The sequence below is a fragment of the Pseudomonas sp. PDNC002 genome (assembly GCF_016919445.1).
GTDB lineage: Bacteria > Pseudomonadota > Gammaproteobacteria > Pseudomonadales > Pseudomonadaceae > Pseudomonas.
Window position 1 is genome coordinate 240,297 of record NZ_CP070356.1, and the last position, 16,548, is coordinate 256,844.

Annotated in this window: 13 protein-coding genes; 3 read left to right on the forward strand and 10 right to left on the reverse strand. The window is 65.2% G+C overall.

The genetic code is table 11. From position 1 onward, the window contains the following. Positions 1 to 8: 8 nt before the first annotated feature. From selB to JVX91_RS01265, 7 genes are all read right to left on the reverse strand, one after another. Positions 9 to 1,919: a selenocysteine-specific translation elongation factor gene (gene selB / locus JVX91_RS01235; protein WP_205337649.1), complete on the reverse strand. Its 1,911-nt coding sequence runs from the start codon at positions 1,917 to 1,919 to the stop codon at positions 9 to 11. After that, positions 1,916 to 3,322, reverse strand: coding sequence for an L-seryl-tRNA(Sec) selenium transferase (gene selA, locus JVX91_RS01240; protein ID WP_205337650.1), 1,407 nt, complete (start codon positions 3,320 to 3,322; stop codon positions 1,916 to 1,918). The genes selB and selA overlap by 4 nt, the downstream gene beginning before the upstream one ends. A 152-nt stretch (positions 3,323 to 3,474) precedes the next feature. Beyond that, entirely contained in the window at positions 3,475 to 4,407 is a 933-nt protein-coding gene (gene fdhE, locus JVX91_RS01245; RefSeq protein ID WP_205337651.1) for a formate dehydrogenase accessory protein FdhE, read from the reverse strand. A gap of 167 nt (positions 4,408 to 4,574) precedes the next feature. After that, positions 4,575 to 5,201: a formate dehydrogenase subunit gamma gene (locus tag JVX91_RS01250; RefSeq protein WP_205337652.1), complete on the reverse strand. Its 627-nt coding sequence runs from the start codon at positions 5,199 to 5,201 to the stop codon at positions 4,575 to 4,577. Positions 5,202 to 5,273: 72 nt separating this feature from the next. Then, positions 5,274 to 6,206, reverse strand: coding sequence for a formate dehydrogenase subunit beta (fdxH, locus tag JVX91_RS01255; protein ID WP_205337653.1), 933 nt, complete (start codon positions 6,204 to 6,206; stop codon positions 5,274 to 5,276). Positions 6,207 to 6,214: 8 nt separating this feature from the next. Next, positions 6,215 to 9,292, reverse strand: a complete 3,078-nt coding sequence (fdnG, locus tag JVX91_RS01260; RefSeq protein WP_205337654.1) for a formate dehydrogenase-N subunit alpha — start codon at positions 9,290 to 9,292, stop codon at positions 6,215 to 6,217. Positions 9,293 to 9,447: 155 nt separating this feature from the next. Further along, positions 9,448 to 9,636 carry a hypothetical protein gene (locus JVX91_RS01265; RefSeq protein ID WP_205337655.1) on the reverse strand — a complete coding sequence of 63 codons (189 nt, stop codon included), beginning with the start codon at positions 9,634 to 9,636 and terminating at the stop codon, positions 9,448 to 9,450. Between the two features lie 190 nt (positions 9,637 to 9,826). Between JVX91_RS01265 and JVX91_RS01270 the strand changes: the two genes are divergently transcribed. After that, positions 9,827 to 11,851, forward strand: coding sequence for an NADPH-dependent 2,4-dienoyl-CoA reductase (locus tag JVX91_RS01270; protein WP_205337656.1), 2,025 nt, complete (start codon positions 9,827 to 9,829; stop codon positions 11,849 to 11,851). 80 nt (positions 11,852 to 11,931) lie between these two features. Here the strand turns inward: JVX91_RS01270 and JVX91_RS01275 are convergent, their stop codons facing one another. Beyond that, positions 11,932 to 12,333: an SRPBCC family protein gene (locus JVX91_RS01275; protein ID WP_205337657.1), complete on the reverse strand. Its 402-nt coding sequence runs from the start codon at positions 12,331 to 12,333 to the stop codon at positions 11,932 to 11,934. A gap of 126 nt (positions 12,334 to 12,459) precedes the next feature. Between JVX91_RS01275 and JVX91_RS01280 the strand changes: the two genes are divergently transcribed. Both JVX91_RS01280 and JVX91_RS01285 read left to right on the forward strand, forming a co-directional pair. After that, positions 12,460 to 12,909 carry a DMT family transporter gene (locus JVX91_RS01280; protein WP_205337658.1) on the forward strand — a complete coding sequence of 150 codons (450 nt, stop codon included), beginning with the start codon at positions 12,460 to 12,462 and terminating at the stop codon, positions 12,907 to 12,909. Positions 12,910 to 13,050: 141 nt separating this feature from the next. Further along, entirely contained in the window at positions 13,051 to 13,452 is a 402-nt protein-coding gene (locus JVX91_RS01285) for a YkgJ family cysteine cluster protein (protein WP_205337659.1), read from the forward strand. Positions 13,453 to 13,580: 128 nt separating this feature from the next. On the opposite strand, the gene JVX91_RS01290 is transcribed toward JVX91_RS01285, so the two are convergent. After that, positions 13,581 to 14,609, reverse strand: a complete 1,029-nt coding sequence (locus JVX91_RS01290; RefSeq protein WP_205337660.1) for a fimbrial protein — start codon at positions 14,607 to 14,609, stop codon at positions 13,581 to 13,583. A 308-nt stretch (positions 14,610 to 14,917) separates the two neighbouring features. Further along, positions 14,918 to 16,468, reverse strand: coding sequence for an alpha/beta hydrolase (locus JVX91_RS01295; protein ID WP_205337661.1), 1,551 nt, complete (start codon positions 16,466 to 16,468; stop codon positions 14,918 to 14,920). Positions 16,469 to 16,548 lie beyond the last annotated feature (80 nt).

The window sequence follows — 16,548 nt, forward strand, 5'->3', positions numbered from 1 at the left end:
GAGCGCTGTCAGGCAGTGCCCTGCGCCAGCGCCGAATCCTCCCGCACCCGCCGCTCGTTGCCGAAGCGGCGGGTGAAGCCGATGCGGTCGAAGTACTCCAGCAACTGGATGCAGCGCTTGCGGCCGATGCCGATGCGGTCGCGGAAGGCGGCGGCGCGGATGATGCCGGCTTCGTCGCGCAGTTGCAGGGCGTGGCCGGCGAGTTGGCGCAGGGTCTGTTCGGGGTAGAACAGGTCTCTCACCACCTGGTGCAGTTGGCCCAGGCGGGCGAGCTTGCGCAACAGCAGGCGCACATCGGCCTCCTCCTCTCCCAGCTCCCGAGCGAGGTCGCGCACCCAGGGCGGGTCGAAGGTGCCCGCCAGCAACAAAGGCCAGAGGCGTTCGCGCAGCTTCTCGTCGGCCTCGACCAGTTGCACCCGGTGATCCGGCAAGTGCAGCCAGGGACCGCTGCTGGCGACCTGCCCGGTCGCCAGCAGGCTTTCCAGCAGGGCGATGAAGACCGGCCGCTCCAGCGAAGAGAAAGCGTAGCGGCGCAGACGATCGCGGTCGGGGCCTAGCTCGTCGGGAGCTTCGGCGTGAAAGCGTTGCAGGGCATCGAGCAGCTGTTGCTGCAGCGCGGACCAGCGCTCGGCGGCGAACAGCCGAGCGCCGAGCCGGGTGTTGATTTCGACCAGCTCAGCGGGCAGTTGCCAGCCGTCACGCGGGCGATTGAACTGGCGCGCCAACAGCGCGGGATCGACGCCATTGGTGGCGTGAGCCAGCAGGGTCGACAAGGCGCTTTCGAGACTGTCGCCCTGCAGGGCACGCAGTTGCTCCAGGCGCTCCGGACTGCGCCGGTTGCGCGCGGGGGCGAACGGATCGAGCACGCGGCCGCCACCCAGGGTTCGTTGCGCGGACTGATCGCGCAGCACGAGGTAGTCACCGTGCACGGCATGACTGGGCGCATTCAGCACCAGTTGCGCAAAGGCACGCTCGCCGGGTTGCAGGCGCTCGCCTTCGAGCAGCGCGACGCGGCCAGTGACATCCTGCGCGCCGAGGTGAACATGCACCGGCGTCCAGTGGGCGAAGGCGCGGGCTTCACTGGGCAACAGGTGCAGGTCGATATCGAGGCGCGTGGTGGGCGCATGGAGTTCGGGCGCGATCAGCCAGTCACCCCGGTGAATCTGTTCCAGGCTCAGGCGCTCGCCCGCTATGTTCACCGCCACGCGCTGGCCGGCGTGAGCCTGCTGCGCTTCGCGGTTCTGCGCGTGCAGGCCGCGCACGCGGACGCGGCGCCCGGCATTGCCCAGCAGCAGTTCATCGCCGACCTTCACAGTGCCGGTAAAGGCCGTTCCGGTGACCACGACACCAGCACCGCTGACACTGAAGGCGCGGTCCACCGCCAGGCGGAAGCCGCCGCTTGCGGCACGCTGGCGAGTCTCCCGGGCAGCATCTGCCAGTGCTTCACGCAACGCATCGATACCTTCACCGCTGACGCTGGAAACCGGGAATATCGGTGCACCGGCGAGTGGTCCTTCCGCCAGCAGTGCGCGCACTTCCGCAGAGGCCTGTTCTACTCGTTCGCCTGAAACGCGGTCGGCCTTGGTCAGGGCGACGATGGCGCGGCGAATGCCGAGCAACTGGACGATGGCGAGGTGTTCACGCGTCTGCGGCATCACGCCGTCGTCGGCGGCCACCACCAGCAACATCAGGTCGATGCCGCTGGCGCCGGCGAGCATGTTGTGGACAAAACGCTCGTGGCCCGGCACGTCGATGAAACCGGTCAATGCGCCGTCGCCCAGATCGGCATAGACGTAGCCGAGATCGATGGTGATGCCGCGCTCGCGTTCGGCCGGGCGGCGGTCGCCTTCGACGCCGGTGAGGGCGCGCAGCAGGGACGTCTTGCCGTGGTCGATGTGCCCGGCGGTGCCGACTATCACGCCTCGCCCTCGGCCACCAGCGGCAGCTGCGCGACGAAGCCGGGCTCGTCGTCGAGTTGGCGCAGGTCGAGCCAGAGTGCGTCATCATCGATGCGTCCGAGCACCGGGATCGGCAGGCAGCGTAGGCGTTCTTCGAGGTCCAGCAAGGCACGGCCGCGCTGTCGCTTGGGCTGGTTCGGACGCAGGCACAGCGCGGCGCTGGGCAGTCGCGCCACCGGCTGCGCGCCGCTGCCGATCATGCCCAGGGCATCCTCGGCGCTGACATTCCAGCCTTCACCCAGCAGCGTGGCAAACGCAGGTGCGAGGCGCTGCGCCTGGGTGCGGATATCAGCCTGCGGCCGGCTGAGCAGGCGCAGGCTGGTGAGGCGTTCGGCGAGGCGATCCGGATCGCGATAGAGGTTGAGCACGGCCTCCAGCGCGGCGAGGGTGAGCTTGTCCACGCGCAGGGCACGTTTGAGCGGGTTCTTCTTGATCTTGCCGATCAGCTCCTTGCTGCCGAGGATCAACCCGGCCTGCGGGCCGCCGAGCAGTTTGTCGCCGCTGAAGGTGACGATGTCGGCGCCGTCGCGCAGGGCTTCCTGCACGGTGGGTTCCTTGGGCAGGCCCCAGCGGGTGAGGTCGACCAGGGTGCCACTGCCGAGGTCTTCCAGCAGCGGCAAGCCATGGGCGTGGGCGATCTGCGCCAGCTGCGGCGTCGGTACGCTGGCGGTGAAGCCCTGCACGCTGTAGTTGCTGGTGTGCACGCGCATCAGCAAGCCGGAGCGCGGGCCGATGACGGCTTCGTAGTCCTTGGCGTGGGTGCGGTTGGTGGTGCCGACCTCGACCAGTTTCACGCCGGCGCGGGACATGATGTCGGGAATGCGGAAGGCGCCGCCGATCTCGATCAGCTCGCCACGGGAAATGATCCCTTCCTTGCGCGCACCCAGGCTGTTGAGCGCCAGCAGCACGGCGGCGGCATTGTTGTTGACCACGGTGACGGCCTCAGCACCGGTCAGCTCGCGGATCAGCCCGGTGATGAGGTCGTCGCGGTCGCCACGCTTGCCAGTGGCGAGGTCGAACTCGAGGTTCAGCGGGTAGCGCGCAGCCATCGTGATGGCTTCGATGGCTTCCTCCGGCAGCAAGGCACGGCCGAGGTTGGTGTGCAGCACCGTGCCGGTGAGGTTGAACACCCGGCGCACGCGGCTGGCGTGGTGCGCTGCGAGGCGTTCGCCGGCGCGGCCGGCGAGTACGGACTCTTCCAGTTCGACGGCGGCAAGCTGGCCGTGGCGAGCGGGCTCGCGCAGTTCGTCGAGCAGGTCGCGCAGGGTCTTGAGCAGGGCCTCGCGGCCATAGCGTTGCTGCAGCGGCTGGCAGGCCGGGCTGCGCAGCAGGCGGTCGATGGAGGGCAAACGTACCGAGGTCATGGACGAACCTTGTGCTGAAGTCGGTGGGCTGGAGTGTAGGGCGTATAACCGTTCGCGGTTATACGCCGACGCACCTCGGCCCCTATCCGCGCCGAAGTTGAACCCGGAGCGCATTGATGCCAAGCGGCGTACAAGGTGGAGCCTTGTACGCCCTACGAAGAGCCGCCCGGTGCCAGCAGCAGGTTCGGCGCGGAACGCAGGTAACCGTCCTCGGCGAGACGGATGTCCAGGGCGAGGCTGGCCAGGTCGTCCGCCTGGGCTTCGGCGTGCTTGTCGTGCTCCAGGTAGAACTGCTTGAGATAGGACTGGCAGCCGGGGCATGTCTCGGCCTTGAGCGGCGCCTGATCGCTGGCGACGCCTTCGCGCTGCAGCGAGTAGTAGGCCAGGCCCTTGCTCTCGGCGCAGTGGCTGCACTTCACGCGCACGTAGTGCCATTCGCAGGAGCACAGCGAGCACGACAGGTAACGCAGCCCGGCGTGTTTGCCCTGGCTGCGGATCATGCCCGCCACCGGCGGTGCGCCGCAGGCCGGGCAAAGGGTCTGGCTGTCGGTTTCCGCCAGGGTGTCGTCGGGCAGTTGCAGCAGCCATTGGCTGAAGGCGACCTGCAGGACGGCGCCAAGGAACGGCACCAGCGCCGGCGGCAGCAGGTCGAACTGGCCGTTGAGCAGGCCCAGCGCCCAGGCCTTGCGCTGGCCGGAATCGGCGTTGCGCAGGGTCTTCAACGCTTCGACCACCGCCGGGTTGGCGGTGAGTTCGTAGGCGTCGAGGAAGGCATCCAGCAGCGGCAGCCACGCACCTTCGCGCACCAGGACTTCATAGGCCAGTGGCGGCATGCGGTGCTCCTGGCTGCGGGCCAGCGCGGCGGCGTCCGGCGTGGGCAGGAACAGCTTGCGGTTCAGCAGCGATTGCTGGACCGCGCAGACGCCGGCGATCAGCTCCAGGTAGCCCTGCAACGGATTGCCCGGTGCCAGTTCACGCAGGCGCGCGGCGCGGCGGGAGAACAGATCGGGGGACGGCAGGTTGAACAGCGGGGGGATGTTGGCAGCAGCTTCGATCTGCCCGGGTTCGAGAATTCGGCCTGACACGCAGGACTCCTTATTGGGTTTGGTTCGGGGCTGGCAAGAGCCCCTCACCCTAGCCCTCTCCCAAAGGGAGAGGGGACTGTCCGTGCCGGCTGGCAGCGGGGTGTTCGCCGGCAGCCGTTCTCATGTCGCCTACCCAGCGATCGCGGCGCGATGCTGGGCGAGCGACATCAATGCTCCTTACCCTTGTCCACGTCCTTCAGCCAGCCGTTGTGGTGCTTGCGCGCCCAGCCGCGGCTGACCCAGCCGTAGAGCATGGCGCCCATCGAACCCTTCACCCAGATGCCAGCGTAGATGTGCACCAGGATGCTGCAGATGAGCACGAAGGCGGCGAAGGCATGCAGCAGCGAGGCAATGCGGATGAGGTCGATACCGAAGAAGTGGCTGAAGTACGCACGCCACATCACGAGGCCGGTCACCAGCAGCACCAGCATGCACAGCAGCAGGGTCCAGAACAGCAGCTTCTGCCCGGCGTTGTAGCGGCCGACTTCCGGGAGGTTTTCCTCGCGGTTGGTGACCACATCGCGCCATTGCTTGAGCCACTGCACGTCGCGTTTTTCCACCAGGTTGTGGTGGGCGAAGCGGATCACCAGGCCGAGGAAGAACAGAAACATCGCCACCCCGAGGAACGGATGGAGAATGCGCGTCCACGGCCCGCCGCCGAACAGGTTGGTCAGCCAGAACATGGCCGGGTGGAACAGCGCCAGCCCCGAGAGGCCGGCGAGAAAGAACAGAATGGCCACCATCCAGTGGTTGCTCCGTTCGTTGGCGTTGTAACGCTGGATATCTTTTTTCATGTCTCGATCCTCGTAGCCCTCACCCCAGCCCTCTCCCAGAGGGAGAGGGGGCAAAAGCCGCAACCTGGGATGTCATGGGCGCTCACGCGGGTCATAGCCATGCACCGAAGGGTCGACCTTGTGCACCGGCGCCTGCGGGTCGGGCCCGTCTTCCTCGTCCTCCTCGACCCGGTTGGGGCCAACGCGGGTGTAGTGGAAGAACCCGGCCAGCACCACCGCGCCCATGGCCAACAGGCCGAGGGGTTTGGTGATGCCTTTCCACAGGCTGACCATCGGGCTGATCGCCGGTTTGTCGGGCAACCCGGCATACAGCGACGGCTGGTCGGCATGGTGCAGCACATACATCACGTGCGTGCCGCCGACGCCTTCGGGGTCATACAGCCCCGCGTGCTCGAAGCCACGGGACTTCAGGTCGACGATGCGCTCGGCGGCGTGCTCCTTCATGTCCTCCTTGGTGCCGAAGACGATGGCGCCGGTCGGGCAGGTCTTCACGCAGGCCGGCTCCATGCCCACGGCCACGCGGTCGGAACACAGGGTACACTTGTACGCCTTGTGGTCCTTCTGCGAGATGCGCGGGATGTTGAACGGGCAGCCGGTGATGCAGTAGCCGCAGCCGATGCAGTGGTCCTGATTGAAGTCGACGATGCCGTTGGCGTACTTCACGATCGCACCGGGGCTCGGGCAGGCCTTCAGGCAGCCCGGCTCGGCGCAGTGCATGCAACCGTCCTTGCGGATCAGCCATTCCAGATTGCCGGCCGGCGCTTCGTATTCGGTGAAGCGCATCACCGTCCAGGACTGGTCCGTGAGGTCGATCGGGTTGTCGTAGGTGCCGTGGTTGTGTCCCACCTCATCGCGCAGTTCGTTCCATTCCGAACAGGCGACCTGGCAGGCCTTGCAACCGATGCACTTGGACACGTCGATCAGCTTGGCCACTTCCTCCTCGTGCCGCACCGAGGGTGACGGCAAGGTCGTAGCGGAGCGGGCGTAGATGTCTTGGCTACTCATGGGTCACCTCACGCCTTTTCCACGTTGACGAGGAAGGATTTGAACTCCGGCGTCTGCGTGTTCCCGTCGCCCACGAAGGGGGTCAGGGTATTGGTCAGGTAGCCGTTGCGCGCCACGCCGGAAAAACCCCAGTGCAGGGGAATGCCAACGTGGTGCACGGTCTGGCCGTTGACCTGCAGCGGACGGATGCGCTTGGTCACCACCGCCACCGCCTTGATGAAGCCGCGGTTGGAGGACACCTTCACGCGGTCGCCTGCCTTGATGCCGATTTCCTTCGCCAGCGCCTCGCCGATCTCGACGAACTGTTCCGGCTGGACGATGGCATTCAGACGGCAATGCTTGGTCCAGAAGTGGAAGTGCTCGGTGAGTCGGTAGGTGGTCGCGGCATACGGGAATTCCTTCGCCGTGCCGAACAGCTCCATGTCGTTCTTGAACACCCGCGCCGCCGGGCTGCTGATCGCCTGCGGATTCTTGTGCAGCGGGTTGACGCCAATCGGCGTCTCGAACGGCTCGTAGTGCTCGGGGAAAGGGCCTTCGGCCATCTTGTCGACGGCGAAGAACCGCGCCACGCCTTCGGGGTTCATGATGAACGGGTTCATCCCCGCTTCCGGTGCCGAATCGGCCTTGAAGTCCGGGATGTCGGTGCCGCCCCAGGCCTTGCCGTTCCACCACACCAGGCGCTTCTTCACCGGGTCCCACGGCTTGCCGCTGACGTCCGCCGAGGCGCGGTTGTAGAGGATGCGCCGGTTGGCCGGCCACGCCCACGCCCAGCCCAGGGTCTGGCCCATGGCGTACGGGTCACTGTTGTCGCGGCGGGCCATCTGGTTGCCCAGTTGCGTCCAGGAGCCGGCGAAGATCCAGCAGCCGCTGGCGGTGCTGCCGTCGTCACGCAGCAGCGCGAAACCGGGCAGCTGTTCGCCGGCTTTCGCCAGGACCATGCCGTTGGCGGGGTCGACCACATCGGCCAGCGCCTTGCCGTTGTACTCCTTGGCGATCTCTTCCGGGGTCGGTTCGTCCGGCGTCAGGTACGGCCAGTCGAGACCGAGGATCGGATCGGGGAACTTGCCGCCGTCCTTGCGATAAGCCTCGCGCAGGCGATGCAGCAGGCCGCTCATGATGGCGATGTCGGTGCGCGCCTCACCCGGCGGCTCGGCGCCCTTCCAGTGCCATTGCAACCAGCGGCCGGAGTTGACGATGGAGCCGTCTTCCTCGGCGAAGCAACTGGTGGGCAGGCGGAACACCGTGGTCTGGATGGCCTTGGTGTCGACGTCGTTGTGCTCGCCGGCATTGCGCCAGAACTCGGAGGTTTCGGTGGCCAGCGGGTCCATCACCACCATCCACTTCAGCTTGGCCAGCGCGGCGCTGACCTTGGCCTTGTTGGGGAACGAGGCGATGGGGTTGAAGCCCTGGCAGAAGTAACCGTTGACCTTGCCCTGGTACATCATGTCGAAGTAGCGCAGCACGTCGTAGCCGGCGCCGGGCATGTCCAGCTTGGGCAACCAGTCGTAGCACCAGTTGTTTTCCTTGGTGGCGGACTTGCCGAACCAGGACTTCATCAGGCTGACGTGGAACTTGGGATAGTTCTGCCAGTACGACAACTGCCCCGGACGCAGCGGTTTGCTGGTGCGCTTGGTGATGTAGGCGTTGAAGTCCTGCTCCGCGTCCATGCCCAGGGTCATGTAGCCGGGCAGCGAATTGGACAGCAGCCCCAGGTCGGTCAGCCCCTGGATGTTGGAGTGGCCGCGCAGGGCGTTCATGCCGCCGCCGGGCATACCGATGTTGCCCAGCAGCAGCTGGACCATCGCGCCGGTACGGATCATCTGCGCGCCCACCGAGTGCTGGGTCCAGCCCAGGGCGTACATGATGGTCATGACCTTGGTCGGCGCCGCGGTGGTGGAAATCTCCTCCCACACCTTGAGCATCATGTCCTTGGGCGTGCCACAGATGTTGCTCACCACGTCCGGCGTATAGCGGCTGTAGTGCTGCTTCATCAGGTTGAACACGCAACGCGGGTGCGTCAGGGTCGGGTCGACCTTGGCGAAACCGTCCTCGCCCAGCTCGTACTGCCAGGAAGACTTGTCCGGATAGGTGCGCTTCTCCGCGTCGTAGCCGTTGAACAGGCCGTCGTCGAAGCCGAAGCCTTCCTTCACGATGAAGGAGACGTCGGTGTAGTTGTGCACGTATTCCTTCTGGTACTTGTCGTTTTCCAGCAGGTAGTTGATCAGACCGCCGAGGAAGGCGATGTCCGTGCCGGTGCGGATGGGCGCGTAGTAGTCGGCCACCGAAGCGGAACGGGTGAATCGCGGGTCGACCACCAGCAGGCGCGCCTTGTTGTGCGCCTTGGCTTCGGTCACCCACTTGAAGCCGCACGGGTGCGCTTCAGCGGCGTTTCCGCCCATGATCAGAATCAGATCGGCATTCTTGATGTCGGTCCAATGGTTGGTCATGGCTCCACGGCCAAACGTCGGGGCAAGACTTGCCACCGTCGGGCCGTGTCAGACACGCGCTTGGTTATCGAACGCCAGTAGTCCGAGGGAACGCACCACCTTGTGGGTGATGTAGCCGGCTTCGTTGGAAGACGCCGACGCGGCTAGGAAGCCGGTGGTCAGCCAGCGGTTCACCGTCTGGCCCTGGGCGTTCTTCTCGATGAAGTTGGCGTCGCGGTCTTCCTTCACCAGCTTGGCGATGCGATCGAGCGCCTCGTCCCAGCCGATGCGCTTCCACTCAGCAGAGCCAGCTTCGCGAATCTGTGGGTATTTCAGGCGGTTCGGGCTGTGGACGAAGTCCAGCAGGCCTGCGCCTTTGGGGCAGAGGGTGCCACGGTTGACCGGGTGGTCCGAGTCGCCCTCGATGTGGATGATGTTCTGCGCAACGTTCTTCGCCGCATCACCCTGGCTGTACATGAGGATGCCGCAGCCTACCGAGCAGTACGGGCAGGTGTTGCGGGTCTCGACGGTGCGCGCAAGCTTGAAATGGCGGACCTGGTCGGCGAATGCATCCGGGGGCGCAACCCCGAGTGCCGCCAGGCTCGATCCTCCAAGGCCCACGGCGCAGACCTTGAAAAATTGCCGACGGTTCATGTCCATCGTGCGTCTCCTGATCAGGCAGCGTACGTCCGGTGCATGGCCGGACCCTTGCTGCTTAAAAGATAGCCAAGCTGAGGCAATAAGCCAGTCTTCAGCCGGGCGCTGACCATGCACGCGGAGACTTTGCGGCGCATTGACGCGCGTCAGTGCGTCACTCAGAACGGATTGGTGAGTACCCCCAAATGGGCAGTCGGCGGGTAGGCGCACGCCATGCTGTTACCGTCGGGGCGGCAAGCGGATTGCTGGCGATCCTGCTGGAGGGTTTCATGCAGGCCAAGCAGGACCAACCCGATAAGGGCGGCGAGCAGGTAATGGCGCGCATGTCTTCTTCTTATCGCTTTCATGACGACCTCCGTCACTTCAGCCTGCGATAGGGGCACGAGGCCCTGCCATACCTGAAAGTCTGGAACCGATCTGCGCCCTGTCAACTCCGCGGCTTGGCTGAAATGCCCGAACGGCACGGCAACCGGGCCGTTCACCGACGCCCGGCAAGCGTTTTAGGGTGAAGACCACTCTTCGTCACCGGTTCACCCCATGTCCACCACCGCCTCGCCCTACCCCCACCTGCTCGCCCCGCTCGACCTGGGCTCCATCCAGCTGCGCAACCGCGTGGTGATGGGCTCGATGCACACCGGGCTGGAAGATCGCCTGTGGGACTTCGGCAAGCTCGCCGCCTACTACCGCGAGCGGGCGCGCGGCGGCGTCGGGCTGATCATCACCGGCGGCTTTGCGCCCAACCGCGAGGGCTGGCTGCTGCCGCTGGGCAGCAGCCTGACCAGCGGCCTGCAGGTGCCGGCACACCGTCGATTGACCCAGGCGGTGCACCGCGAAGGCGGGCGCATCCTGCTGCAGATTCTCCATGCCGGGCGCTACGGCTATCACCCGCTGGTGGTCTCGGCCTCGCCGATCAAATCGCCAATCAGCTGGTTCGCCCCACGCGAGCTGTCCGAGCGCGGCATCCTGCGCACCATCGCCGCCTTCGTCCGCTGCGCGAAACTCGCCCACGCCGCCGGCTATGACGGCGTGGAGATCATGGGCAGCGAGGGCTACCTGCTGAACCAGTTCCTCTGCCCGCGCACCAACCAGCGCGAGGACCGCTGGGGCGGCGACCTGGGCAACCGCATGCGCCTGCCACTGGAGATCGTCCGCCGCACCCGTCGCGCACTGGGCGAGCGCTTCGTCATCAGCTATCGCCTGTCGCTGCTCGACCTGGTGGAAGGCGGCAACACCTGGGACCAAGTACGCACCGTTGCTCGCGCGCTGGAAGGTGCCGGCATCGACCTGCTCAACACCGGTGTCGGCTGGCACGAGTCGCGGGTGCCGACCATCGTCACCTTGGTGCCGCGCGCGGCCTTCGCCGACGTCAGCGCGCGCCTGCGCCGCGAACTGCGCGTGCCGGTGATCGCCAGCAATCGCATCAATACGCCGGAGGTCGCCGAGCAGCTGCTCGCCGAAGGCCAGGCCGACCTGGTTTCCATGGCCCGGCCGCTGCTGGCCGACCCGCAGTTCGTAGAGAAGGCCGCCGCCGGCCGCGCGGACTCGATCAATACCTGCATCGCCTGCAACCAGGCCTGCCTGGACCACGCCTTTGCCAATCGCCGCGCCAGTTGCTTGGTTAACCCGCGTGCGGCCTTCGAGACCGAGCTGCGCTATCGCAAGGCGCGCGTCCACAAGCGCATCGCGGTGATCGGCGCGGGGCCCGCCGGGCTGTCCGCCGCCTGCGTTGCCGCCGAGCGCGGGCATCGGGTGACGCTGTTCGAGGCCGCCGAAGAGATTGGTGGTCAGTTCAACCTGGCCAAGCGCGTGCCGGGCAAGGAGGAATTCCACGAGACGCTGCGCTACTTCGCCGTGCGCCTACGCGAGTTGGGCGTGGAGGTGCAGTTGGGCCGGCGCATCGCGCGCGGTGAGCTGCAGGGCGAATACGACGAAGTGATCGTCGCCACCGGCATCCACCCGCGCACGCCGTCGATCCCCGGCATCGCCCACGCCAAGGTGCTGAGCTACCTGGACGTGCTGCGCGGTGCTCCGGTGGGCGAGAAAGTCGCGCTGATCGGTGCCGGCGGTATCGGCTTCGACGTCGCCAGCTTCCTGCTGACCGAGCGCGACGGTCCCCAGCCGCTGGGCGAGTGGCTCGGCCAGTGGGGGATCGACTTGGACAACACCACGGGCGGTGCGCTGATCCCGCCGGTCGCCGCTGCGCCACGTCGGCAGCTCTGGCTGCTGCAACGCAAGCCCGGGCAACCGGGCGCCGGCCTGGGCAAGACCAGCGGCTGGGTGCACCGCGCGCACCTCAAGCATCACGGCGTGCGGATGATCGGCGGCGTGGAATACCTGCGCATCGACGATGACGGGCTGCATGTACGCATCGACGGCCGGGAGCAGTGTCTGGCGGTGGACAACGTGGTGATCTGCGCCGGCCAGGAGCCCCTTCTGGAGCTGCAACCGACGCTGGCGGCGGAGAACCTGCGCTACCACGTCATCGGCGGCGCCAGCGTGGCGCGGGAGCTGGACGCCAAGCGGGCGATACGCGAGGGCGCCGAACTCGCCGCGCGGCTATAGGCACACGCTTTTCGTAGGAGCGGACCTTGTCCGCGATTCGGCCGCAGGCCGGTTCCGACAGGGAAGGCGCCGGTGCTGTTTCAGGACTCCAGCAACACCTTGATCGCCTGCAGGTCACGCTCGACCCACTGGGCGTCGCGCTCAAAGGTGGCGTCGTCCATTTGTGGCTGGCGCAGCAGGGTGAGCTGCAGCTCGCAGCCATCGCCATTAGGGATCAGTCGCAACGGAATGTGGACGGCCGGTGCCTGCTCGGGCAACACGTCATGGTCAAGCACGCCAAACGCATTGCGCGGCGCGAAGCGCACCCGCAGTGGCCCCTGGGGCGTCTGCGCCAGCCAGAGGTCGCCCTCCAGCGGGTCGATGGAACTGCACAGGCCCGACGCCCAGTAAGGGAAATTCTTCGGGTCGGCGAGGAACTCATAGGCCGCGTCCCGCGACCGCTCGATGCGGACACTGAGGACACGGGAAGCGCGGGTGGCCATGATCGAGGCCTCCATCGGGACGGGAGAGATGCTCCGGTCTGGTGCATACTACGCGGCTACATTTCATCATTCGACCGCAGGACAGCCCTTCGTTGCCCTGCCCGCAAACCGTTCCCGGAGTTTCCCATGCCCACGCCGCCCTGGTGGATGTTCGTCCTGCCGCTGATCGCCGGCGCCTGCCTGCCGTTGCAGGCGGGCATCAACGGCCAGCTCGCCAAGCAGGTGTCCAGCGTGCTGGCCGCCGCGCTGATCTCCTTCTTCGTCGGCATGCTCGGCCTGTTCGTGCTGACCCTGGCCAACCGCGAATTCCCCAGCCTCGCAGCGATGCGCGGGATGCCCTGGTGGCAATGGTGCGGCGGCTTCCTCGGCATGTTCTTCATCTTCATCGCCGCCTTCGCCGCGCCGCGCGTCGGTGCGCTGATGTTCATGGTGCTGGTGCTCGCCGGGCAACTGGGCATGGCTCTGACCCTGGACCACTTCGGCTGGGCCGGTTTCCGGGAAGCGCCGGTCAGCGCCATGAAGATCGCCGGCATGGCCGCCATCGCCGTCGGCATCTGGATGATCCGCAAGGGCTGAACGCCCCGCTCGCACAGCACGAGTACCACGGAAAGGCCGCCCCGTTACCGTGGCGCGGGCATTCAGTTCGTCGAAAGCCCGCGCAATTCTCTCCTGGCGCCACTATGATGCGCGCCTTCGCACCACCCGCCGACTGCCGCCATGAGAAAACCACCGCTGATCGCCAACGCCGAACTGGACCGCCTGGAAACCTGGGCGAAGTACACCTCGGGGCTGTGCAAGGACTGCAACGCAACCTGCTGCACCATGCCGGCGGAAGTGAACGTCAACGACCTCATTCGTATCGGCGTCGTCGACGAATTCGAGCGCGACGAGCCGGCGAAGAACATAGCCAAGCGCCTGCTGAAGGAAGGCATCGTCGAGCGCTTCAACCAGAAGAGCGGCATCTTCACCCTGACCCGCACCAGCAACGGCGACTGCTACTTCCTCGACCGCAAGACCCGCCTGTGCACCGTCTACGCCAAGCGCCCGGATACCTGCCGCAACCACCCGCAGGTCGGCCCGCGCCCCGGCTACTGTGCATACCGCAAGAAGCAGCCCTGAAACGACCGCGCGGATCGCCCCACGGTCGTTCCGCGGCATGAGAAAGGGACATCCAGGCAGCACGCAAGCGATTCCCCGCGGCTGACTCGAAGCGACCCAGCGTTTGACGCTGGGTCGGGGCAGTTGGGTCAACGGTAATACATGACCACGTTTGCGACCGCGTTGACGTCGCCCGTAACGACGGTGCTCTGCGTCTTGTAATAGCGTGCGCTCAACGAAACGTTCATCGCCTGGTTATCGTAGGTGCTATTGCCCAGGAAAGTTTCCGTGTTCAGCGGCAGGGGGGTCATGCCATCGGACTTCAGGATCTGCACCCCAACGCCCTGGGCCATACCGGCTCCCGCCCGATTCGCCAGCACACCCGGCCCCAGGCTACCAGTCCCCTGCGAGTCCTGCAGTTCATAGGAGACGGCCATTCCGGCCGGACAGTTGATATTCACACTGAAGGGTTTGACGCTCCCCGCGCTGGAACCCACGCCACCAAACTGAAAGGTTTGCACGGCATCCAGATTGACCGTCTGATTGAAAGGACTGGTCACTGTGCAGGTCTGGCCGTAGATGGTAATCAGCGAGTTGTTGAAGCTCACTTGGTTCGTCGTGACTCCACCGTAGGTGACGACCGCCGTGGGGCTGGGAAGCGTCAGAGGGCTGGCCCCCACCGTTAATGGCCCAATCACAATCAGTTGAACTCGGAAGTTGCTGGCCGGCGTGAACCTGTAGCCCCCGTCTACATTCTCGTAGTATCCGCTGGGGCTGAGCGGCCAGTAGCCATATGAAGGATCCGAATTATTCGAATACCAAGCGCGTATACCGATACCGTTCACGCTGGTTTTGTAAATATAGTTGGCAGCATCATAAGCTGCATACCCTGCCGTATATTTGACAACAAACTGATACAAACCATCACAGTCGATGACCGCATCCCCACCATTCTTCCAGTGACTGTCATATATGACGGTCCCGGGCTGTGTGTTTCGATTAATGACCAAGGACTGGAGTATGTTTAGCGTTGTAGTTACCGGACCGGCGTTATAACACCCCGCAAATGAAAAATCACAAATACCCAGAAGCAAAATTCCGGGAAGAACTGTCACCGCCAAAATCTGCCTGGAAAGCTTAAAAAGCCAAAATGGATTTGTGCAACTTTTCGCCAACATAAACAATTACCGAATAATCTTAAAAATCGAAAAACAATTCTAACGCGGTAAAATTTATATCCCGGCATATATCAGTGCAAAAGACACATCATTCAAACGACTAGCCCTCCCCTTACAAACCACCGAAGAACCGTCCTAATTCCAAATAGAAAAATCCCCCTTGACCAACCTATTCAGCGCCCTGCCTGGCCCAACTCAATGCCGGTCTCCTATCCGTCCAGATAGTCAGCGCCTTCCCCTATCGGATTCCCGCCCCGAGCGCAGCAGCACCACCGCCCCTTCCCACGACCGAATGCATCTCGCTCGAGTCAGGGCGCCGGCGGTACGCACTGGCTATCGCCGCGTTGCCGATCCGGTTGCAGCAGATAATCGCTGACCGCAGCGTCCACGCAGGCATCGAGTCCCGCCAGCGCCACCGTGTGACCATCGCCGTCGCGGGTAAGCAGATTCGCATTGAAGTAACCCGCCATCCGTTGCGCATTGGCATAGGGCGTCGTCGGATCGCGGCGCTGGGCGACGAACAGCAGCGGCGGCAATGCGGAAGCGACCTGCGGCACATGGGCCTGGCTACTGCCGGCGAACGGCCAGAAATCGCACTGATCCAGTGATCCGAAAGCAGCGGCGTCGTAGAAGGAGAATGGCGAGGCCTCGCCGATCTTGCGAATGACGCGCAGCCTTGCCGCACGATTGGCGTCTATCTCCGCATCGTCCGCGCAACTGATGGCCATGAGCGCATCGTCGTAGCCCGTCTGCTCGCCCAGCATGCTGGCGACAGCCGTGGCATCGCCTCGGTGAAGATTCGCCAGGGCATTTGCCAGCTGCGGCCACTGCTCCGGCCACAACAAGCCCCAGCTCGTTGCTTGAATGACGTCATCGCCGCTCAGTGTCTTGCCATTCGTCAGCGCAATTGCCTCGGCATCGACTCTGCGCAAGAGCGCCTGGTAGTCGCGCGCCGCCTGCGCGGGCTCCGCCGCCAGGGGACAGGCCCCCGTCTTCGCGCAGTAGGTGGCGAACGCCTCGAACGCCTGCTGGAAGCCCCGTCCCTGCGCCATTTGAACCATGGGGGACGTTTCCGAGAGATCGACGACGCCATCCAGCACCATCGCCCGCACCTTGTCCGGATGCCGTTCGGCATAGAGTGCAGCCACCTTCGTGCCATAGGAGTAGGCCACGGCGGTCAGGCGCGGCTCGCCCAGCGCCGTCCGCAGCGAGTCCAGGTCCTCGGCGGCCTCGCGGCTACCGACATGGGCCAGCAGGTCCAATCCGCTCCGTTCGACGCAATCGAGCACGTGATCGCGTACCTGAACCTCGTCCTCATCCAGCGGCTTGCGCATACGCGCGAGAGCAATGGCCCTGTCGCCCTCGAAACCGCTTCCGTGCCCAGCGTCGCAGCGGATGGCCGGCGATGACTGACCAACACCACGGGGGTCGTAGCCGACGATATCGAAGGATTCGTGCAGGGCACGGGAAGGCCCGTCAATCGGCACCTGCAACGGCAGGCCGATGCCGGGAATGCCGGGCCCGCCCGAGACCAGCAGCACACTGCCGCGTCGCTCACCCAGTGCCGGCAGACGGGTCAGCGCCAGCCGCAGGGTCTTGCCACGCAGTGATCCGTCATAGGCCAGCGGCACCTCGATGTAGGCGCACTGCAGCTCGGGCGACGTGTGGGACTCAGCGAACCAGCCTGAGAATTGTCGTTCGCCGCAGGACTTCCAGCTGATTGGCGCCCCCTGCACCGGTGCCCCCTCGCGCTGCCCGGCACACCCGCCGAGCACGACCAGAACGAACCCTGCCACCACACCATGGCAGGTACGTCCGCCGCCAACACCACGCCTCACTACTTTTCCACTCACGGTCATCACTGCGACTCCGACTGGATACTGCCTCGTGCTGAAGCCGTGGTTCTTCTATCAAAGGTCCTCGCCCAGATACTTGCCTG